The sequence below is a fragment of the Peptostreptococcaceae bacterium genome (assembly GCA_016649995.1).
In the GTDB taxonomy this organism is placed as follows: domain Bacteria; phylum Bacillota; class Clostridia; order Peptostreptococcales; family BM714; genus BM714.
The window spans coordinates 1-21,502 of sequence record JAENWJ010000026.1; the positions used below are offsets into that span (position 1 = coordinate 1).

Genomic DNA, 21,502 nt, shown 5'->3' on the forward strand with positions numbered 1-21,502 from the left:
ACAAACGTCAAAGCGTTAACTAACTAATTACCATTGAAGACGAAAAACTGTGGTCTGAGTCACCTCAAAACAGTCAAAGCTGTAGTAATATAGATACAAATCCACAGTGCTTTATCAATATAATACCGAAATAATAAAAAACGCCCAAATAATAGATTGGGAGAAAGGAGAATAATCCAACCACCTATTAAAGTGGATAATTGGATTATACGTGGTATTGTGAAGGTTTGGACAAGGCAAAGCGCAAAGGCATGGGAAGAGCTTCAAAAAAATGGTGTTTTCAAAATAAAAAAAAGTATGTGTCGCGCAAGTACGGGGAGCGTTGCAATACATTAATGGTCTGCTACGAATGGTTAGCTAAATGGACTATCTTTTCGCAGGGCATTGGATGAAAAGGGCATATGCAACCAGTCCGAGGTCGTGATGACTGAGTTTCACCCGATTATGAAAAGGGTGATGATGGAAAGCTGGAACAGGCTTTTTGATGATAACATAAGAGTCTCCGTCAATGACCAGGCTATATGCTGGGAAATAAAAAGGGAATGGGTGACGAGTGTTGATGGCCGGTCTTGTAGCCTTTAATGTATATTTGGTATGCGTAGCTTAAGAATTCATTTGCTTATTGAGACAAGAGTAACTGTTTTGTAAACAAAGGCAATGCACTATAGTATACAATGGGAAAAAGACTTTATTTAGCGGATGGAGTGACTTGGATGAAGCGATATGGACTTATTTTTACAGTGATATGTTTGGCTCAATTATTGACAGGCTGTTTTTTTGCAGGCGCTGGTTCGCCTGGAGATTTGATGGAGCCGCCTAGCCTTGGGGCCAATAAGCAAACGATAAAGGAGTTTGTGGATTATGAGCTTTTAAAGGATGAAATTCTCTACAAGCCGGGAAATCCTGAAAGCCTGGGCGCGATAAATTTTGTGGATTTGGACGGTGATGAGAATGAAGAGGCAGTTGTATATTTCAAGGACGCGGCAAACTACAGGCTGGGCGCTTACATATTTGGCAAAGCAGATGGTAAATGGAAGGTCGTTGACAAGATTGAATCGTCAGGTGTTGATATTTCATACAGCGGATTCTACGATCTCACCGGTAACGGGAAAAAAGAGATTGTGATGGCATGGTCGGCTGACAAGCTTGATATTTTCTTGAATAAATACATGATAGTCTATGGGTACGGAGAGAATGCAGGCGAGCTGTACCGCGATACGTACACAGAGATGGTTGTGGGAGATTTTGACAGAAACTCGGGTGAGGAACTGCTTCTTCTGAATCTCGATCGGAATGTTAGCGAACCTTCTTCCGAGGCTAAGCTGGTGGCTTTTTCCGGAGATGGTTTCCGTGTGATGGACGAGATAGAGCTTGATCCTTATATTAATGGATACTACAATGTAGCGTTCGGTTATGCTGTCAATGGCAAGAGGGGTGTATTCCTGGACATGGGAATCGGAGCCCATTCGGCGGCTACATATCTGCTTGTGGTTGAAGACGGTATCTTGCAAAATGCTCTTGGCGGAGGGGATTCGAGCTACTACGGTAATACGTTCAAGCCGTATTCAGTGAAAAGCATGGATATAAATGGAGATGGAATAATTGAAATCGGAACATGCGAGGAGCCATACGGGAACGATTACTCTTTGGCAGATACGCTGTGGATAACTTCTTGGCACCAATGGGATGGAGAAGATGGCCTTAAATTGGTGCTGAAAAGCTACATTGACCAAGACAACGACCTTAGAATTGATTTTCCATACAAATGGTTCGAAGGGGTTTCTGTAAGAAACTTGGAGGAAAATCCTGAAGCGGTAGAAATAGGCTATGTTGACGAAAAACGTGAAATTGTCTACCCTATGTATAGAGTGGAAATAATTAAAGAGAGTATGTTAGAAGAGAGGACAATGTCTTTTGAATCGGAATATTTTACTGCCATGCGCAAGAACGGAAAGGCATATGTGGTTGAAAAAACCTATCAGAATCAGAATATACCAGACGATATAAAACGTGGATACACGGACGCCGTATTGGATGACGATGAAATGAAGGAACTCATAAAAACTTGGAGGTGATGTTGGGATGAAGGGGAAGATACTCTTGCTAGAGGACGACGATTCGATAAGGAATTTTACTAAAATCAATTTGACAAGGAACGACATGCAAGTGCTTGAAGCTGAGAATGGAGAAAAGGCGCTTAAGATTTTTGAGACGGAAAAAGATATAGATATAGCAATTCTCGATGTTATGCTGCCGGGAATAGACGGATTTGAGGTTTGTCGCAGCATAAGGAAAAAAAACGGCGAAATAGGTATAATTATGCTCACTGCCAAAACCCAGGATATAGACAAGGTGATGGGTCTTGAATTTGGGGCCGATGATTATATAACAAAACCTTTTAGCCCGATGGAGCTGATTGCAAGGGTCAATTCCCTTATGAGAAGGGTAAGGCTGAAGGACGGTATTGCAGAGCGCAACGCGATCGAATCAGGCGCCTACAAGATTGATTTCATAGCGAGGAAATTTTATAAGAACGATGAAATTATCGAGCTGACTCCTACAGAATTCCTTCTAATAAAGGTTTTTGTAACCAATCCGAACAAGGCTCTTTCCAGAGACAATCTGCTTGACGAGGTCTGGGGCAAAAATTACATAGGAGATCTTAAGATTGTCGATGTAAACATTAGAAGGCTCAGACAAAAGATCGAAGACAACCCCTCGGAACCGGATACCATTGAAACGATTTGGGGGCTTGGATATCGATGGAAAGAGGCTGATTGAGTTTGAAGAGTCTGAAAAGACGCGTTGTATTCAACTACACAATAGTAATACTAGTGACGATTATTTTTCTCGAAATCTTGCTTGCAGTCTTCATAAGGCAGTACTATTATGGGAACATAACACAGATACTTAAGGAAAAAGTGGCGGTGACAACCGAATTCTATGAGAAATATCTTGTGTATGAGTCCTTTGACTACAAGTCCCAATACATTATAGAAAATTTTTCGATGGACGAGAGGGCCGAGATTCAGATAATCAACCTGTCGGGCAAGGTTGTCAACTCTTCTTCCGGGTTTAACATGGAAAAACCTATATCTACAGCTGACTATGAGAAGGCATTGCGCGGGGATATGGGAACCTGGAGGTACAAGGACCAGGATACTGGGGAGGAGCTTATTGCCGTTTCCGGACCGCTAATAAACAGGCAGGGCTTAGATGGTATTTTGAGATATGTAACATCAATAGAAGAGACAAATAGGGTAGTAAAAAGAATCATCCTCCAAGCAGTTTTTCTTGGAGTGATAGTGCTGATACTTGTTGTACTCCTAAGCATGCTCTTGGCTGAGTCGATAATTAAACCCATAAAGGAACTCAAAACTGTTTCGGAAAAAATTGCCGATGGGGACTTGAAGGCGAGAGTAGAAATAAGAAAGAACGATGAGATAGGAGAATTGGGAAGAACGTTTAATTATATGGCTAAGGAGCTCATGAAAACGAGTCGGATGAAAAACGATTTCATATCCTCTGTTTCCCACGAAATAAGGACGCCTTTGACATCCATAAAAGGATGGTGCGAGACCATGCTAATGGGGGATTTGGACAATGAGAAGGAAATAAGAGAAGAGCTCATGATCATTTCAAAAGAGACTAATAGACTGAGCGATATGGTCGAGAATCTTTTGGATTTCTCGAAGCTTGAAGCGGGACGGATAATTTTGTCAAAAGAAAAGGTAGACATAAACTATCTGATTATGGATGTGGCGAAGCAGTTTTATCCTAAGGCCATGAAGAAAACCATACGATTGGAAACAAGGTTGGACCAAAGCCTGACATATGTTGAGGGTGACGAAAATAGGCTTAGGCAGGTGCTTATAAATCTTATAGACAACTCGATTAAATTCACTGAAATGGGAGGCCGTATTTCCGTAGGATCCGAGAAGCGTGGAGAAAGGGTCGCGGTGTTCGTTAAAGACAACGGACGGGGCATTGATCAGAAGGACCTTGAGCATATAACGGAGAAATTTTTCAAAGGAAACACGAAGTCTCCGGGGAGCGGATTAGGGCTTGCCATTACAAATGAAATAATCGAGCTTCACGGAGGGAAAATAGAGATAGAGAGTGTTCTGGAAAAAGGTACAACAATTAGAGTGATACTATAGCCAGGTATTTGTTGAAGGGGATAATGCATAGGGGATTTCATCAGAAACACGGATGGAATCCTTTATGCATAACAGAATATAGCTAATTTGTAGGCTAAACACAAACATTAATAGCGCAAATTGTGTTTAATATATGCAAATTTTAAAAAAATGGATGACAATCAATTGAAAATACAAGGATATATTGTATAATGAACAGATAGACTTTAAAGAAGAAACTCAGAATAAATATGAAGAATTCGAGTATAAATGGAATAATTATGCGTCTATGGGTATAATAAAAAATAAACAAAAAATAGGAGAGGTTTTTATGGATAAGCAAATTAAAAAGATAATGGTTGCCAATCGCGGAGAAATAGCCATAAGGATTTTTCGCGCGTGCAGTGAATTGGGAGTTCGGTCCGTCGCCATTTATTCAAAGGAAGACAAGTATTCGCTTTTTAGGACCAAGGCGGATGAGTCGTATCTTATAGGTGAAAAGAAGAGTCCGGTTGATGCATATCTTGCAATCGATGAAATAATTAACCTGGCGATTAAAAAAGGCGTTGACGCAATTCATCCGGGATACGGGTTTCTTTCGGAAAATCCACATTTTGCAAAAAAATGCGAAGAGACTGGTATTATCTTCATAGGTCCCGACAGCAATATGATAAAGGGTCTGGGAGATAAAATAAGCTCCAAAATATTGGCTAAAAAAGCTGATGTGCCTACAATACCCGGCGTTGACAAGCCGATTGCCAGCGAAGAAGATGCTTTTAAGTTTGCAGAGGTCTGCGGTTATCCGGTAATGATAAAAGCGGCTGCCGGAGGCGGCGGAAGGGGAATGAGAATCGTATATCAGAAAAGCGATTTAATTTCCGAGTTTAGGAGCGCAAAAAGCGAGGCGAAGAAAGCCTTTGGAATTGATGACATGTTCATTGAAAAATACTTGAATAAGCCCAAGCATATTGAGGTGCAGGTCTTAGGTGACAACTATGGCAACATAGTGCATCTTTATGAGCGCGACTGTTCTATTCAAAGGCGACACCAGAAAATAATCGAGTTTGCCCCGGCATTTTCTATAGACGAGGGTTTGAGAGACAGAATTTGTGAGGATGCGCTCAAAATTGCAGGATCGATGAAATACAGAAGCGCGGGAACGGTTGAATTTCTGGTTGATAGCAACAATAACCATTATTTCATTGAAATGAATCCAAGAATACAGGTAGAGCACACTATTTCAGAGATAATAACGGGGATTGATATAGTTCAAAGCCAGATTAAGATAGCCCAGGGCTATGCTCTAGACTCGCCTGAAATAGGCATTCCAAATCAAGAAGCAATACAAACAAGAGGATACGCAATACAATGCAGGGTAACCACCGAGGACCCGGCAAACAATTTTGCTCCCGACACGGGCAAGCTGGAGGTCTACAGGTCTTCCTCCGGATTTGGAATAAGGCTTGACGGAGGGAACGGGTATACGGGAGCTCAGATTTCTCCTTACTACGACAGCCTTTTGGTAAAGATAATTGCGTTTTCGAGAACGTTTGATGACGCCTCAAGAAAAGCGATTCGTTCACTCAAGGATACTACTATAAAGGGAGTAAAAACCAATACAGCATTTCTTATAAATGTACTAAATCATCCGACTTTCCGAGAAGGAAACTGCGATACAGGTTTCTTGGACCACACACCGGGTCTGTTCAACATTAGGCCATCAGGAGACCGGGAGACAAAAATACTCCGCTACATCGGAGAAAAAATCGTCAACGAGGTGAAGGGAACAAAGAAAGATTTTGATACTCCGGTTGTGCCAATCTTTACAATGAAGGACCAACTCCGAGGGACGAAGCAGCTTCTAGACGAGAGAGGCCCGGAGGGACTTGTAAAGTGGATCAAAGACCAGGACAAGCTTCTTCTGACTGATACAACCTTTAGGGACGCGCATCAATCCCTTGTTGCAACAAGGGTCAGAACACGCGACATGCTCAAGATCGCCGAGGCGACTTCAAGCTGTGGAAATGATTTGTTTTCTCTCGAAATGTGGGGAGGGGCAACATTCGATGTTTCATACCGATACCTTAAGGAATCTCCGTGGAGAAGGCTTGAGAGGCTAAGAGAAAAGGTGCCGAACATACTTTTTCAGATGCTTATACGCGGCTCGAATGCGGTGGGTTACAAGAACTATCCTGACAATGTCATAAGGGAGTTTATACAGGTTTCCGCCGAGCGTGGAATAGATGTGTTTAGGATATTTGATTCGCTTAACTGGCTCAAGGGAATGGAAGTGGCTCTGGACGAGGTTTTGAAAACCGGAAAAATGGCTGAGGTTTCCATGTGCTATACGGGAGACATACTTGATGAGAAAAGGGATAAATACGGCCTTAATTACTATGTTGAAATGGCCAAAGAAATAGAAAACATGGGTGCGCATGTTTTGGGAATAAAGGATATGGCGGGGCTTCTGAAGCCGTATGCGGCCAAAAAGCTTATAAAGGCGCTGAAAGATGAAATATCCATACCGATTCATTTGCATACGCATGACACAAGCGGAAACGGAGTGTCTACGATTCTTATGGCGGCGGAGCAGGGAGTGGATATTGTGGATACGGCGTTTAATTCAATGTCTGGGCTAACAAGCCAGCCGGCGCTGAACTCTGTTGTAGCGGCACTTGAAAACACTGCAAGGGATCCTAAAATTTGCCTTGAGGGGCTCCAAAAGCTTTCCGACTATTGGTTCGATGTTCGCAAGATATATGAACCATTTGAGTCGGACCTTAAATCGGGAACAGCTGAAATCTATAAATATGAGATACCTGGCGGACAGTACTCCAACCTTAAGCCTCAGGTTGAAAGCTTTGGACTCGGAGACCGTTTTGGAGAGGTAAAGGAGATGTTTAAGGAAGTAAACGACCTTTTCGGAGATATAGTTAAGGTTACTCCATCCTCTAAGGCAGTAGGAGACATGGCAATATTCATGGTGCAAAACGACCTTGACAGGGGCAATTTGTTCGAAAAAGGCAAGAACATCAATTTTCCGGATTCAGTTGTAGCCTTTTTTAAAGGGATGATGGGCCAACCGCTTGGAGGTTTCCCAAAGGAACTGCAGAAACTGGTTTTGAAAGGCGAAAAGCCGCTTACTGTAAGGCCTGGCGAGGTGCTTGAGCCTGAAGATTTTTCGGGGATTGAAAAAATTCTAAATGACGAACTTCATGATGAACCAAATATGCGAAACATACTGAGCTACGCTCTTTATCCAAAGGTTTACAAGGAATATCTTAAATCTGTTTCAGATTATGGCAGCCTTAGCAACCTGGAAAGCCATGTATTCTTCTATGGACTAAACGAGGGAGAAACAAGCGAGGTTGAAATAGAAGAAGGAAAGATACTGATAATAAAACTTGTAAGCGTGGGCAAGATAGATGCGGATGGATATAGGGCGGTTACCTTTGAAATCAATGGAAACAGACGTGAAATACTGATTGAGGACAAGGGCATGGAAGACAGGCGAAAAAAGGTTTCGGGAGCAGCTATAATGGCGGATCCGGATGATATAACAGAAATTGGAGCGTCTATACCCGGCACTGTAATGAAGGTGCTTGTGAGCGAGGGTGAAACGGTTAAAAAGAATCAGACCGTAGCCATATTGGAGGCCATGAAAATGGAAACCAATTTGCAAAGCTCAATAGACGGCTTGGTGGAGGCGATTCCTGTCAAGGAAGGTCAGATGGTCAAGGCGGGCCAGCTGATAATCAAGTTGAGTTAGGGCCAAGGCCAAAGCGGATTTCTTGACGATTTAGCCTTATCCAAAGCTGTGAGAATCAAGCCACGGTCGATGCGTAGCAATATGAAACCTCAACCCGGAATGGCATAAAAAGCCGACGGCATAGGGAATTGCCGTCGGTCTCTTGTGTCGAATATGCTATTTCCTATGGAGTATCGGAGAAGGTTTTGAAAGAAAAAGCTTCTGCCCGGCATAAATTTTATCGACATCCGTTTCGGGATTGGCTTCTACTATGTCGCTTACAGATAATCCTTGGTTTGCGGCTATTGCAGTCAAGGTGTCACCGGATTTAACCGTATAGGTCTCTATCTGTTCGCGGCCTGTCAGAAGACGTTCTACAAGCAGATCGCTTTCCGTTTGGACAATCGAATCGCGAAGGAATATGTTTCCTGGGGCAATTTCGACGCTTTCCATAAAAACCACGGCTTGAATGTTTTCGTTGTCCTTCTTTAGCCTGGATTTGACATTGTCAATTAAAAACTCGAGGTCGCTTTTGTTTATTGCTCTTGCGTAGACCTTGTTGTCTATGGTTAATTCATAGCCCGGCGTGACAAATTTTTGGTTTGCAAAGACCTCTCTTTTGAGAGTTTCGTAGCTTGTGGCGGAAAGTTCATTTTGTGATATTTCGCTGAATACCGTCTCGTAATATGGGGACAGCTCGTCTACGAAATATGCAGCCGCAAGCTCTTCTTCAATTTTGTCAATTGAGGAAGCTATGTCAGATCGGCTTGTTCCATAACCCACAACCTGCTTGTTTATACGGGCCTCGCAAATGGTTTCATCTGCCGGACGCATTATTGAAAAAAGAAGTCCGAATATGAATAAAATAAAAATTGCCATCCTAATGTTTGAATTCGCTTTTTTGGTTAGCATGATAGTATCCTTCTTTTGGGTTTGAAATTTATTCACTTGTCCACTTGTATCCTTAATTCAACGTCGACGGTTACAAATCCTTTATTAAAAGAATAAAAAAGGATTGTGTTGACAATGATTTGAAAGTAAATATAATTAGTCTATAAATATATATAAGAAGGTGATATACATTGGCAAATCAAAACAGAACACCGCTTTTCGATGCCATGAAGGAGTATCGAGAGAACCGAATAATTCCTTTCGATGTTCCCGGGCACAAGCACGGAAGAGGGCTCACTGAATTCGGCCAATATTTTGGAACCCGTATTTTGGAGCTTGACGTAAATTCCATGAAGTGTTTGGACAACATCAGCAGTCCTGTAGGGGTCATCAAGGAAGCTGAAAAACTCATGGCGGAAGCGTATTCTGCCGACCATGCCTTTTTTCTTGTAAATGGAACAACGGCAGGTGTACAGGCAATGATACTGAGTGCCTGCCTGCCCGGAGAAAAAATAATCTTGCCGAGGAATGCGCATAAATCGGCAATCAACGGATTGATTCTAAGCGGAGCCGTGCCGGTGTATCTTCAGCCTGAAATAGACGACAGGCTAGGGATTTCACTTGGGGTGACGCTTGAATCCGTAGAAAAGGCGATAGAAGAAAATCACGATGCGAAGGCGATTCTAATAATTAATCCGACTTATTACGGAATTGTTTCCGATATTGAGCGAATCATTGATTTGGCACACGATAACGGCATGGCGGTATTGCTTGACGAGGCCCACGGTGCCCATTTCAATTTCAACAATGAGTTGCCTCTTTCGGGGTGCTCGGTTGGAGCGGACATGGCCGCTGCAAGCATCCATAAAACGGGAGGATCCCTGACCCAAAGCTCGGTATTGCTCTTAAACGACGGATTAATCGATTGCGTGAGGGTTAAAACTAATCTTAACCTAATGCAGACAACAAGCGCATCCTATCTTTTGATGGGATCACTGGATCTGGCGAGAAAAAACCTTGCACTAAACGGCGAACGCAGCCTCCAAAAGACAATTGAACTTGCAAGAGAGGCGAGAGTGGCAATTAATAAAATACCGGGGCTTTACGCTTTCGGATGTGATATGGTTGGACGTCCTGGGGTTTTCGGATTTGATGAAACAAAGCTTGGAATACATTTTGCAGAGGCGGGAATGTCGGGACTAGAGGCATACCATCGTCTGCGGGAAGAATATGGAATACAGATGGAGCTGGGGGACGCCTACAATGCCCTTGCCATTTTGAGCATAGGAGACAGACCTGAAGACATAGATGCCCTTGTGAATGCACTTGGGAAACTTGTAGAAGGCGAAAAACGCGAAAAACTGCCCTATGCAAAAAAAATCCTCCATAACCCCGATGTTATAGTATCCCCAAGAAATGCCTTTTTCTCGAGAATGAAAAGAGTGCGGCTTTCAGCTTCTCCCGGGGAGATAAGCGGAGAATCAATAATGTCGTATCCTCCCGGCATTCCCATCGTTATTCCTGGAGAAAGAATCACTTCGCAGATGGTCGAGCATATAGATTTCCTAAAGAGCCAGAATGGGCTTATAACGGATGCTTCGGACCCAGCAGTTGAAACAATAATGGTTTTGGGTAATTGATTTAGCGCCTTTCCTAAGAATTGGGGAAGGTGCTTTTAAAATTGAGGCAAATTGATTCATAAAAAAATGCGTAAAAGTATTGACAAATTTTCCAGAACGGTTATATTTAATACGACTAAACTTTTTGTTTAGTATTTCAATATTGCAAAGGGGGTTTTCTTATGAAAATCGAACAATTGGGAAGACATATCCTAGTAGAGTTTTACAATTGTGATAAGGAGATATTAAACGACCATCAGTTGATTGAAAAACACATGAAACAGGCAGCTATAGAAGCTAAAGCGACCATAGTTCAAAGTGTTTTTCATCTTTTCAATCCTTGGGGAGTGAGTGGTGTAGTCGTTATTTCTGAATCTCATTTAACAATCCATACATGGCCTGAATACGGTTATGCCGCAGTAGACCTTTTTACCTGTGGGGATGAAGTCAATCCATGGGACGCATTCAATTATCTTTCTGAAAAACTTGTGGCCGGACATTATGAAACTATGGAAGTGCCAAGGGGAATAGGGGAAAAGATACGAAATTTTTCCGATGAGAAAATTGATAAATTGAAATACAAGCCGAGTGCTTAGGGAGGCAACTATGGAACTTTGGTACACGGAAGAACAAACTGAAAATGTAAGATTCTCCATGAAGGTTAGAGAGCACTTGTTTACAAAGAAAAGTGCTTTTCAGCAGGTGGATATTTTTGACACTTTCGAATTCGGAAAAGTGATGGCTATTGACGGACTGGTTATGGTTACGGAGAAGGACGAATTCATTTATCATGAGATGATAACTCACGTTGCAATGGCGGTCAATCCCGAAATCAGAAGCGTTCTCGTGATTGGCGGCGGAGATGGCGGTACAGTAAGGGAAATTTCCAGATACGGGACAATCGACAAGATTGACATGGTGGAAATAGACGAACTGGTGGTTGAGGCGGCTGTAGAGCATTTGCCTGTGACGGCTTGCCGCTTGAAAGACCCTAGGGTCAGCCTTTTTTACGAAGACGGCCTTGAGTTTGTGAAGGGCAAGAAAAATCTGTACGATTTAATCATAGTCGATTCGACGGATCCCATAGGACCCGGAGAGGGCCTGTTCACCAAGACCTTCTATGAGGATTGCTACACGGCTCTTACGGAAAAAGGGATACTCGTTAATCAGAACGAGAGCCCTTTTTACGAACAAAATGCCAGGGAAATGATTAGGGCCAACGACAAGATCAAGGAGATATTTCCTGTTGCCGAAGCCTACCAATACCATATGCCAACCTATCCTTCGGGACATTGGCTTTTTGGTTTTGCTTCGAAAGGACTGCATCCCCTCGATGATTTCAATTCAAAGAGATGGGAAAAACTGGGCATAAAAACAAAATACTATAATGTGGAATTGCATAGAGGGGCCTTTGCCCTTCCCAATTACGTCAAGGAGATGATCGGTCGTGGCTGATTTCATCGGCTTTGATTCGTCATTCGAAAAGGCGGAAATAATATTGTTTGGAGCGCCCTTTGATGGGACGGTTTCCTTTAGGCCGGGTGCCAGGTTTGCGCCGGAGGCAATAAGAAAGGATTCTTGGGGACTTGAGACATACAGTCCGTATTTGGATGAAGATTTAGAGTCATATGAAATGCACGATGCCGGTGATTTGGACTTGCCATTCGGTAATACGGCAAGGGTTTTGGACATGATTGAAAATTATGTGGGCGGAATAGTAAAGGATGGCAAGATTCCCTTAATGATGGGAGGAGAACATCTGGTCACGTATCCGGCAGTCAAGGCTGTTTGCGAAAGACATGAAGATCTTTGCATTATCCATTTCGACGCCCATGCAGACTTGAGGACTGAGTACATGGGGGAATCCCTTTCCCATGCTACGGTCATGCGGCGTGTTTGGGAATCGGTGGGAGATGAACGAATTTTCCAGTATGGGATTCGTTCCGGTTTGAAGGAGGAATTTCAATGGGCCAAGGAACATACTTTTCTTAGGATGTTTTCTCTTGGAAGTATTCAGGATGACTTGAAGATAATCGGAGACAAGCCTGTATATGTAACTATTGACATGGATGTTTTGGATCCGTCCATTTTCCCAGGAACCGGAACGCCGGAACCGGGAGGAGTTTCCTTCAAGGAGCTACTTGAAGCGTTGAGACTAATAAGACATTTAAATGTAGTGGGAGCCGATGTGGTGGAACTTTCTCCGCATTACGATTCTTCGGGAATAAGTACTGCCGCCGCATGCAAGACAATTAGGGAAATGGTTTTGGCTATAGTTAGCAAAAAATAGGCGAAAGCCTTTTTTTTAAAAGGCTGAGTTTAAACCATTTTGGGTATCAATCTTATGAAAAGAGGGGTTGAGATGGAAAAGAGAGCGAGAGAGTATGGAATTCGTTTCGGAAAATACAAAACAGGTCGGCACAATTCCATTACCGATGTTTCGGGCGTGAAAGTAGGCCATGATACAATAATTGAAGGGGAAATGGGTGGCAAGATTGCCAGAACCGGGGTTACTGTAATTTTGCCGAATAAGGACATTTATAACAACAAGGTTTTTGCAGGAGGATATATAATAAACGGTGCAGGAGAAATGTCCGGAATGAACCAAATTAACGAATGGGGAATAATGGAGACCCCCATAGCCCTCACATCATCAATGAATGTAGGGATTGTCCATGACGGATTGGTGGACTATCTATATAGGAAGTTGCCGGAGATTAGAGAAACAAGAAATGTTATTTTGCCGGTGGTAGCCGAATGCAACGATGGCATACTGAATGATCCGTACTACAGGCATGTGAGACAGGAAAATGTAAAGGCCGCAATCGAACGTGCAAGCGGAGGCAGAATCGATGAGGGTTCCGTCGGGGGAGGAACAGGTATGGTCTGCTGTTCATACAAGGCGGGCATAGGAACATCCTCGCGGAAGCTTCCATGGAATTACCGCCTTGGAGTTCTCGTCATGAGCAATTTTGGAAACAAAAAAGACCTTGTAATAGATGGAATTCCAGTAGGGAGGTTTCTTAAGGAAGGAGGAACAAAGGAGCATATTGAGGGGTCGATAATCGTTGTTATCGCTACTGATGCACCCTTGCTTCCACATCAATTGATCAGGCTTTCAAAACGCGCCGCCTTCGGCATAGGAAAGAGCGGATCCTTTGCGGAAAACGGCAGTGGAGAAATTGTGTTGGCTTTTTCCACTGCAAAAACAGTCGATGACTACAAGCCTTCGGCTACTTCACCAGCAAGAGAAAACCATGTTAGAAATATTCAGATGCTTAAGAACGAGGCTTTAAATCCTCTTTTCGAGGCAGTCGTGGAGGCTGTAGAGGAGGCCATTGTAAATGCTCTTTTTGCTTCCCATGACATGATAGGACGCAAGGGCTTAGTAAAAGCCATCGAGATAGAAGAGGTTTTGAAGATTATGGACAGATTCAACTATTTTAAGATGGTATAGGGCTAAACTTCCTTCATTCCGTATCGTTTTAAAGCTTCATTCAGTATTCTTTGAATGAGCTTGTCGTATTCCATTGAAGCAGAGCGGGCAATTATCGTCAAGTCGCTGAAACCGTCGATAAGTCCGGGCAAAGGGTTTATTTCGATGAAATACGGTTCCCCGTCCTTGTCGGAAACTCGAATGTCTATACGAGCCACATCCCTGCACTGAAGAGTCGAAAAAATTTTCAAAGCCAATTTATTGATTTTTCTTTCAAGCTTTGGATCGATTTTAGCGGGACATTCATAGCTTATAAATGTTTCGGAATGTTTTTTTACATTGTAGCTGTAAAATGGATTTTCATCCTTTTCGAAAAGTATTTCCATTGGCGGCAAAACCTCGACTGATTTGCCGTTTCCAAGGAGCCCGATGGTAAATTCGCGTCCCGGTATATATTCTTCTACTATAGCCGGCTCTTCGTAAGAAGTAAGAATACGGTTTATCAATTTTTTTAGACTTGGTTCATCGTTGGCTATTGACGCATCGATTATACCCTTGCTTGAGCCTTCGGCATTGGGCTTGACGATGAGAGGGAATTCAAGTGATTTCTTTAAAGGGTCCGATGACTCGAAAAAGATTTGAAACTTTGGAGTCCTGATATTCTCTGTCATTGCTATTCTTTTAGAAAGTGCTTTGTCTAGACCTATTGCGAGCGTTGTTTCATCGGAACCGGTGAAGGGTATTGAAAGAAAGTTAAGAAGGGCAGGAACTTGCGATTCCCGGCCGCGTCCTTTGAGGCCTTCCGCAAAATTGAAGACCATATCAACATGGTGGTTTTGGATTTCATTGACGATTGACCGTTTTGCCTCCATTGGGATGACTTGGCATCCTGTCTTTTCTATTGCACTCTGTATTGCGTTTACAGTTTCGATTGAGTCAAATTCAGCTTCATCGTCCTCGTTCACAAGATTAGATTCGTTTTTAAGATTGTAAGTTAGAGCTATTACATAGGGTTTTTGGGAATCCATTTTTAATCTCCTTTCAGGAAATCTGCATTTATATTTACATAAATTGTGACGATTTTGTATATCGGTTACATTCTACCCTAAAATACTAAAAAATAATATTGATTTATTGTTAAACTTGGATTATATTATGAGAATAGAAAAGTGTTTGAGAAAGATCGCATTTTAATAAGCAAAAATATAATTAATAAAATGAGGAAAGGGCGGACAATGGCTAAAATTTGTGATATTTGCGGGAACGAGATACGTGGTGGCAAAGGTTATACAAACCACGGAAAAACTATTTGCAAAATGTGTATGGACGAAATCTATGAGGAAAACAATGGTAAAAACAAACACACTTCTAAAAAAAGAAGAAAAACGGTCAAACGTGTCATTGATGAATGATTTAAAAGATTGACAAAGATTAAAAATATTGATAAAATATTAACAAATATATCGGAAGATGAGGGAAAATCTTTTCTTATTCCGAAAACATAAATGAAAACCTGACAGAAAAGCGTGGACTGATTTGGAAGGGATTCAGACATATGCGATTTTTGTATTTGGCTTGTCTGGCTTTCCTTTTAAGGGAAGCTTTTTAAATTAAGGAGAGAAATATGAAAGAGCAGTTAAAAGACGGCCTGAGCCGCATAAAGCAGGGAGAGGAGCCGGACAAAGAGACTCTTAAAATGCTTGTTGCAGGTAACGATGAAGAGATCAACGGTACATTGATTTCAATGGCGGATGAAACGAGACGGAAATACTACGGAAACAAGGTATATATGAGAGGCCTAATTGAATTCTCGAATTTTTGCAAAAGGAATTGCAAATACTGCGGCATTCGCGGAAAAAATTCAAAGGCGGAAAGGTATCGCTTAAACAAGGATGAAATCATAGGGTGTTGCGCAAATGGCTATGATATGGGATATAGAACATTCGTGCTTCAAGGTGGAGAGGACAGTTATTATAGCGACGAGATAATGGTTGATATAATTTCATCCATAAAAGGCGCTTTTCAGGACGTTGTGGTAACGCTTTCGATAGGAGAGAAATCGGAGAAAACATACCGGTCATATTATGAAGCCGGTGCGGACAGATATCTTATTCGCCATGAAACGGCATCTCCATCTTTATATGATGCGGTACATGAAAACATGCATCTTAAAAGCCGTTTGGAATGCCTTTACAGTCTTAAACGCATAGGCTACCAGATAGGAGCCGGATTCATGGTGGGATTGCCGGGGCAGACAGACGACGACCTTGCACATGACCTGCTGCTTCTTATGAAAATGCAGCCTCACATGGTCGGAATAGGTCCCTTCATTCCCCATGCGGATACGCCGTTTCGTGATTTTCCAAAAGGGGATGTGGACAAGACGGTAAGGATGATAGCGCTTTCGCGATTGATGGTTCCTAAGGCCCTGATTCCTGCGACGACGGCACTAGGGACTGCGGATGCTTTTGGCAGAGAAAGGGGACTAATGGCTGGAGCCAATGTCGTTATGCCGAATCTTTCGCCCATGGAGGACAGGAGCAAATACATGCTGTATGACAACAAGCTTTGCATGGGAGAAGAATCAGCCGAGTGCACTGCCACCATCAGAGATAAAATAGAAAGCGCCGGATACGAACTGGACATGTCAAGGGGAGACCATATCGACTGGAGGAAAAAACAATGAACACGACACCGGAAGCCAACAGGCTTACAATAACCCTTTTTGGGAAACGCAACGCGGGAAAATCTTCACTTCTTAATGCAATAGTGGGACAGGATGTTGCGCTTGTTTCAAAACAGAAGGGTACTACTACGGACCCCGTCAAAAAGGCCATGGAGTTTATACCATTGGGGCCTGTCATATTCATAGATACGGCAGGAATAGACGATGAGGGAGATCTTGGAAAGCTGCGCGTAGAACGCAGCAAGAAGATGCTGATGCGTACGGATTTCGCCTTGTATGTGATGGATGGAACCGATATTTCAACGGAAGATGAAAAGGGAGCAGAGCTTCTTTTTAAGCGTTTTCATATTCCGTTTCTTAAAATCATCAACAAAGTGGATCTTGTTGATGACGAAAGCATAAATGAATTGAAGGAAGGATATCCGGATGCCGTTATGGTTTCCGATAGGGATTTTTCCAGCATAATAAAATTGAAGGATGAGATTGCTAAAAGGATTTCAAAGAATATGGAGGAGCCTCCCCTCGTGGCGGATTTGCTGCCATATGGAGGCACGGTAGTGATGGTTGTTCCGATAGACTCGGAAGCACCAAAGGGTAGAATAATACTTCCTCAGGCTCAATGCATAAGAGATTGCCTGGACCATGGAGTGAAAAGCTATGTAGTTAGGGATACGGAACTTGAAAAGGCGCTTGAGGATCTCGACTACAAGGTTGATCTTGTAATAACGGATTCACAGGCCTTCAAGAGGGTTGACGAGATGGTTCCTCCGTCGATAATGCTGACATCGTTTTCGATGATTTTTGCAAGAAACAAGGGAAATCTTGCGGTATTCAACGATGGACTTAAGGTTATCGAAGGGCTTGATGAAAATTCGAAAATACTTATTGCCGAAAGCTGCACCCATAATTTTTCCTGCGAGGACATCGGCCGGGTAAAAATTCCTGCGTTGCTTGACAAGCACCTTGGGAAAAGGCTAAACTACGAGTTCAAAATGGGACATGATTTTCCGGAAAACCATGGAGAATACGACTTGATTATCCATTGCGGGGCATGCATGACTAATCGGAAAACAATGCAGAGCCGCATGCGAATCTGCAAGGAATGCGGAGTGGCAATGACAAACTATGGCGTATTGCTGGCCTACCTAAGCGGAATACTGGACAGGGCCATGACGATTTTCATTGAAGATGAAAGAGCGGAAGAGGAAACTGCTTGATGCCCATTATTTAAAAAATGGCTTGAAAAATGCAAAAAATGGGTATAGAATAGTATATAAAGTCAAAGATAGTCAAAGTAAGTCAAAAAGGGGTGCAGTCATGTCGCTTGAGTATAAGGACTACTACAAGATTCTGGGGGTTTCACGGGAAGCGGAATCTATTGAAATAAAGAAGGCATACAGAAGTCTTGCAAGGAAATTCCATCCGGATGTAAGCAAAGAGAAAAATGCGGAAAACAAATTCAAGGATGTCAATGAGGCATACGAGACCTTGAGCGACCCCGAAAAAAGGAAGAAATATGATACCCTTGGAAATGGTTGGCGCGACGGACAAAGTTTCAGCCAACCGCCTCCCGGATGGACGGGCCGCGGTGCGTCCTCCGATTCACTAAGGGATATATTTGAGACATTCTTTGGTGAAGGGCGCTTTTCCCGTGAGGGTCAAGGATCAGGCAGTGGCTCATATGACATGGGAGACATGTTTCAATCGACAAGAAGCAGACCTGTGCCGGCCCCGGAACCTCGCGAAGAGATAATCGAAATAAAAATAAGGGACAGCTACTACGGAAGCGAGAAAATGATTCGAATAATGGATGGAGAAAAGACAAGAAAAATCAAGTTCAAAATACCCAAGGGAATTCAGGATGGAGAGCGCATAAGGATAAAGAAAGCTCTGAAAACTCCGTCAGGTCGCGGAAATGACCTTATGCTGAAGGTCAAGTTTTCGGAGAGCAAATCTTTAAGCGTGCGGGGAAAGGATTTGTTTGCAAGCCATTTTGTTATGCCATACGAGGCGTATTTTGGAGCAGCGGTGGAAATGACATTTTTTGACGAGCAGCTGCGCTTTGAGATAAAGCCGGATACGAAGAGGGAAACGAAGATAAGGTTAAGGGGAAAGGGTCTCGGAACCTCACAGGATAGAGGAAATCTTTATGTAACCATCAAAATAGGTCTTCCCGATGTATTGAGCGAAAAAGAGAAAGAGTTGCTTAAGGAGTGGAAAGAGCTTAGAAAATAAAAGAGGTGATTTAAATATACAATAACATATTTATGTTATGTTGGATGAAATATACAAAGATGGTGGTGAGTCCATGCATTGTCAAATTGAAAATAAGGGAAGAGAAGCCTATTTGCAGTTTTCCAATCTTGGCGCGATTGATTTTTTGAACCATTGCGTTACAACCAGAAAGGGCGGATTCAGCAAAAAACCTTTTGATGGTTTAAACATGGGCCTTTTTACGGAAGACAGTCGTGAATCAATTTTGATGAATTACAAGAAGGTTGCGGATGACTTTGGTTATGATCTTGAGAACGCAGTTTTTACAAACCAGGTGCATGGAGACAAAATAGCGGTTATAGATGAAAGCTTTCGCGGAGAAGATTTTTGGATGGGGAAAAGAACCATTGAAGCAGATGGATTGATTACCAATATACAGCGAAAACCGCTCATTGCGTTTTTTGCCGACTGCGCAGGGATTTTTATTGCGGATCCGGTGCATAAAGCTATCGGCATTTCCCATGCAGGCTGGAAGGGTACGGCAAAGGAAATAGGCCGCAAAACAATAGAAGCCATGGCAAGGTCATTCGGAACTAAGGCTCCGGATTGCATTGCCGCAGTCGGACCATCGATAGGGCCTTGTTGCTTCGAGGTGGAGAAAGATGTGGCCGAGGTATTTTTGAAACTGTATGGGGAGTCGGTCGTTTTAATGTCTGAAAATCCCGGAAGGCGAAAGGTTGACCTCTGGGAAGCGAATAGGCTTGGGCTGATTCGTGCTGGTGTTAGAGATGAAAACATAGAAATATCCGGGCTTTGCACATATTGCAGAAATGATTTATTCTATTCGCACCGCGGTGACAACGGCCGAACGGGCCGAACGGCCGGAATAATGGAAATAATTTAATTGCTTGCATTGAAGCTTTAGGGGTATTATAATATAGAAGTATTTTTAAATGATAATTACTTATAATAAAGGAGGGGTACAATTGAAAGTTCATATAGATGAAATAACAATTGATTCAATAAAGGCTTTTATTGAAGAGAACAAACCCGAGAATGAAACACTAAGAATTCACATAGCGGGAATGGGCTGAAGTGGCCCGTCATTCGGGCTTGCTCTGGACGAGCAAAAGGAAGGCGATGTTACTGACGATTCTTCGGGACTTAAATTTGTGATCGAATATTACATTGTTGAAGAATTTGGGGAATTAATGGTCGAGAAGCTTGGAAGCGGTTATGGAGTTAGGCCTGTAGGCGCGGTTCAAGGCGGAGGCTGTGAAAGTTGCAGCTCTTGCGGATAGACAATAGATTTTTTTTCAAGAAGCCCTTAAGGGCTTCTTATTTTGTGTGTAAGGGAAAGACGGATGTTTGAATTTGAAAGAATTTTCAGAAAAAACCTGAAAGCTATATAAATCATAATTGAAGCATATAACTTTGAAAATGCAAGGGTTATGGAGAATATAAACTAGAATTAAAGAGCGGCGAAAAAACATATACAAAAATAATGTTCACCTCTGAAGTACAAAACTGTTGAAAAACCATTTTTATAAGATTATAATTTAAGTGAGGATTTAAAAAATGGTGGAGGTGCTTTTGTGGGCAGAATACTTATTACCGGATCTCTCGGTCAGATCGGCTCGGAGTTGGCCGCCGGACTTAGGAAAATACATGGAACGGATCAAGTAATAGTAAGCGATATAGTCAAAAAAGATATTCCGGTGGCGAATGAAGGGCCATTCGAACTATTGGATGTTTCTGACGGACCAGGGCTTAAAAGATTGATTGAAAAACACAAGGTTGACTGGGTTGTTCATCTGGCGGCAATATTGTCGGCAACCGGAGAAAAAAATCCTACATTGGCATGGAATGTCAACATGGGGGGGCTTTTCAATGTTTTGGAAGTGGCGCGGGAAACGGGAGTTTCTGTTTTTACGCCAAGTTCCATAGCGGCTTTCGGACCGGATACTCCCAAAATAGATACCCCGCAGGACACACTGCAGCGTCCCACGACAATGTATGGAGTTACCAAGGTTGCGGGAGAAATACTCAGCGACTATTATAATATGAAATACGGAGTTGATACGAGGGGCGTCAGGTTCCCCGGACTCATCTCAAACGAAACACTTCCAGGGGGAGGCACGACCGACTATGCTGTACACATTTACTACGAGGCGCTTATGAGTGGCAAGTTTGCATGTCCCGTCAAAAGAGGTACATATATGGACATGATGTATATGCCTGATGCCCTCAATGCAATTGTAGAGCTTATGGAGGCAGATCCATCCAAACTCAAGCATAGGAATGCGTTCAATGTTGCCGCAATGAGCTTCGACCCGGAAGAAATCTACATGGCAATCAAGAAATATATTCCCGATTTTACAATGACATACGACCTTAAACCCGAGCTTCAAAAGATTGCCGATTCCTGGCCGGATAGACTCGATGATTCCGTTGCTAGAAACGAATGGGGCTGGAAGCCGGAATATAATCTCGATTCCATGACGGTTGACATGCTTGAAAAATTGACCAAGAAGCTGAACATAAAAGATAAGGTTTCATAGAAGCGAGAAATTTTATAAATATAATAATCGATTAAAGTCCCGACGCAAAAGCGCGCCGGGACTTTTGCATGTGTGCCCGGCATGGGCACAATCTATAGGGTGAAAGTCCCGAACGCCGAAGGTGACGTAGGCGTTAGCCAAGAGCAAGGGTGTCGTGGGTGACTGCGAATCTGAAGGAAGCTTGATGAGCAAATTTCCGGTCTGAGGT

17 protein-coding genes and 1 pseudogene are annotated in these 21,502 nt (G+C 42.7%); 16 read left to right on the top strand and 2 right to left on the bottom strand.

Annotation, left to right across the window (positions count from 1 at the left end):
* The first annotated feature begins 369 nt into the window (after positions 1 to 369).
* The 5 genes and pseudogenes from JJE29_05885 to JJE29_05905 all read left to right on the top strand — a co-directional run bounded on the left by JJE29_05885 (position 370) and on the right by JJE29_05905 (position 7,908).
* Positions 370 to 582, top strand: a pseudogene (locus tag JJE29_05885) (DUF3841 domain-containing protein).
* A gap of 131 nt (positions 583 to 713) precedes the next feature.
* Positions 714 to 2,075, top strand: coding sequence for a hypothetical protein (locus JJE29_05890; protein ID MBK5252146.1), 1,362 nt, complete (start codon positions 714 to 716; stop codon positions 2,073 to 2,075).
* A gap of 7 nt (positions 2,076 to 2,082) precedes the next feature.
* The gene (locus JJE29_05895; protein ID MBK5252147.1) at positions 2,083 to 2,781 is read left to right on the top strand and encodes a response regulator transcription factor; all 699 of its coding nucleotides are present in this window, start codon (positions 2,083 to 2,085) and stop codon (positions 2,779 to 2,781) included.
* A complete protein-coding gene (locus JJE29_05900; protein ID MBK5252148.1) occupies positions 2,778 to 4,160 on the top strand; it encodes a HAMP domain-containing histidine kinase in 1,383 nt (460 codons plus the stop codon). The genes JJE29_05895 and JJE29_05900 overlap by 4 nt, the downstream gene beginning before the upstream one ends.
* Before the next feature lie 310 nt (positions 4,161 to 4,470).
* The gene (locus JJE29_05905; GenBank protein MBK5252149.1) at positions 4,471 to 7,908 is read left to right on the top strand and encodes a pyruvate carboxylase; all 3,438 of its coding nucleotides are present in this window, start codon (positions 4,471 to 4,473) and stop codon (positions 7,906 to 7,908) included.
* A gap of 156 nt (positions 7,909 to 8,064) precedes the next feature.
* On the opposite strand, the gene JJE29_05910 is transcribed toward JJE29_05905, so the two are convergent.
* The gene (locus tag JJE29_05910) at positions 8,065 to 8,799 is read right to left on the bottom strand and encodes a LysM peptidoglycan-binding domain-containing protein (GenBank protein ID MBK5252150.1); all 735 of its coding nucleotides are present in this window, start codon (positions 8,797 to 8,799) and stop codon (positions 8,065 to 8,067) included.
* Positions 8,800 to 9,005: 206 nt separating this feature from the next.
* Here JJE29_05910 and JJE29_05915 point away from each other — a divergent pair, with 206 nt between their 5' ends.
* From JJE29_05915 to JJE29_05935, 5 genes are all read left to right on the top strand, one after another.
* Positions 9,006 to 10,418: an aminotransferase class I/II-fold pyridoxal phosphate-dependent enzyme gene (locus JJE29_05915; GenBank protein ID MBK5252151.1), complete on the top strand. Its 1,413-nt coding sequence runs from the start codon at positions 9,006 to 9,008 to the stop codon at positions 10,416 to 10,418.
* Positions 10,419 to 10,585: 167 nt separating this feature from the next.
* Complete coding sequence (locus JJE29_05920) at positions 10,586 to 10,993, top strand: S-adenosylmethionine decarboxylase proenzyme (GenBank protein MBK5252152.1); 408 nt, start codon at positions 10,586 to 10,588, stop codon at positions 10,991 to 10,993.
* Between the two features lie 10 nt (positions 10,994 to 11,003).
* Positions 11,004 to 11,852, top strand: a complete 849-nt coding sequence (gene speE / locus JJE29_05925; protein ID MBK5252153.1) for a polyamine aminopropyltransferase — start codon at positions 11,004 to 11,006, stop codon at positions 11,850 to 11,852.
* On the top strand, positions 11,845 to 12,687 hold the full coding sequence (gene speB, locus JJE29_05930; GenBank protein ID MBK5252154.1) for an agmatinase: 843 nt from the start codon (positions 11,845 to 11,847) through the stop codon (positions 12,685 to 12,687). The genes speE and speB overlap by 8 nt, the downstream gene beginning before the upstream one ends.
* Positions 12,688 to 12,759: 72 nt before the next feature.
* Positions 12,760 to 13,854: a P1 family peptidase gene (locus JJE29_05935; protein MBK5252155.1), complete on the top strand. Its 1,095-nt coding sequence runs from the start codon at positions 12,760 to 12,762 to the stop codon at positions 13,852 to 13,854.
* 2 nt (positions 13,855 to 13,856) lie between these two features.
* On the opposite strand, the gene JJE29_05940 is transcribed toward JJE29_05935, so the two are convergent.
* Entirely contained in the window at positions 13,857 to 14,861 is a 1,005-nt protein-coding gene (locus tag JJE29_05940; protein ID MBK5252156.1) for an ATP-grasp domain-containing protein, read from the bottom strand.
* 207 nt (positions 14,862 to 15,068) lie between these two features.
* Here JJE29_05940 and JJE29_05945 point away from each other — a divergent pair, with 207 nt between their 5' ends.
* The 6 genes from JJE29_05945 (at position 15,069) to JJE29_05970 (ending at position 21,294) form a co-directional block, all read left to right on the top strand.
* Positions 15,069 to 15,245 carry a hypothetical protein gene (locus JJE29_05945; GenBank protein MBK5252157.1) on the top strand — a complete coding sequence of 59 codons (177 nt, stop codon included), beginning with the start codon at positions 15,069 to 15,071 and terminating at the stop codon, positions 15,243 to 15,245.
* Between the two features lie 212 nt (positions 15,246 to 15,457).
* Positions 15,458 to 16,519, top strand: coding sequence for a [FeFe] hydrogenase H-cluster radical SAM maturase HydE (gene hydE, locus JJE29_05950; GenBank protein MBK5252158.1), 1,062 nt, complete (start codon positions 15,458 to 15,460; stop codon positions 16,517 to 16,519).
* The gene (gene hydF, locus JJE29_05955; protein MBK5252159.1) at positions 16,516 to 17,736 is read left to right on the top strand and encodes a [FeFe] hydrogenase H-cluster maturation GTPase HydF; all 1,221 of its coding nucleotides are present in this window, start codon (positions 16,516 to 16,518) and stop codon (positions 17,734 to 17,736) included. The genes hydE and hydF overlap by 4 nt, the downstream gene beginning before the upstream one ends.
* A 100-nt stretch (positions 17,737 to 17,836) precedes the next feature.
* Positions 17,837 to 18,754: a DnaJ domain-containing protein gene (locus tag JJE29_05960; GenBank protein ID MBK5252160.1), complete on the top strand. Its 918-nt coding sequence runs from the start codon at positions 17,837 to 17,839 to the stop codon at positions 18,752 to 18,754.
* Positions 18,755 to 18,827: 73 nt separating this feature from the next.
* Complete coding sequence (gene pgeF, locus JJE29_05965) at positions 18,828 to 19,637, top strand: peptidoglycan editing factor PgeF (protein ID MBK5252161.1); 810 nt, start codon at positions 18,828 to 18,830, stop codon at positions 19,635 to 19,637.
* Between the two features lie 691 nt (positions 19,638 to 20,328).
* Positions 20,329 to 21,294, top strand: a complete 966-nt coding sequence (locus JJE29_05970; protein ID MBK5252162.1) for an L-threonine 3-dehydrogenase — start codon at positions 20,329 to 20,331, stop codon at positions 21,292 to 21,294.
* Positions 21,295 to 21,502: the final 208 nt, after the last annotated feature.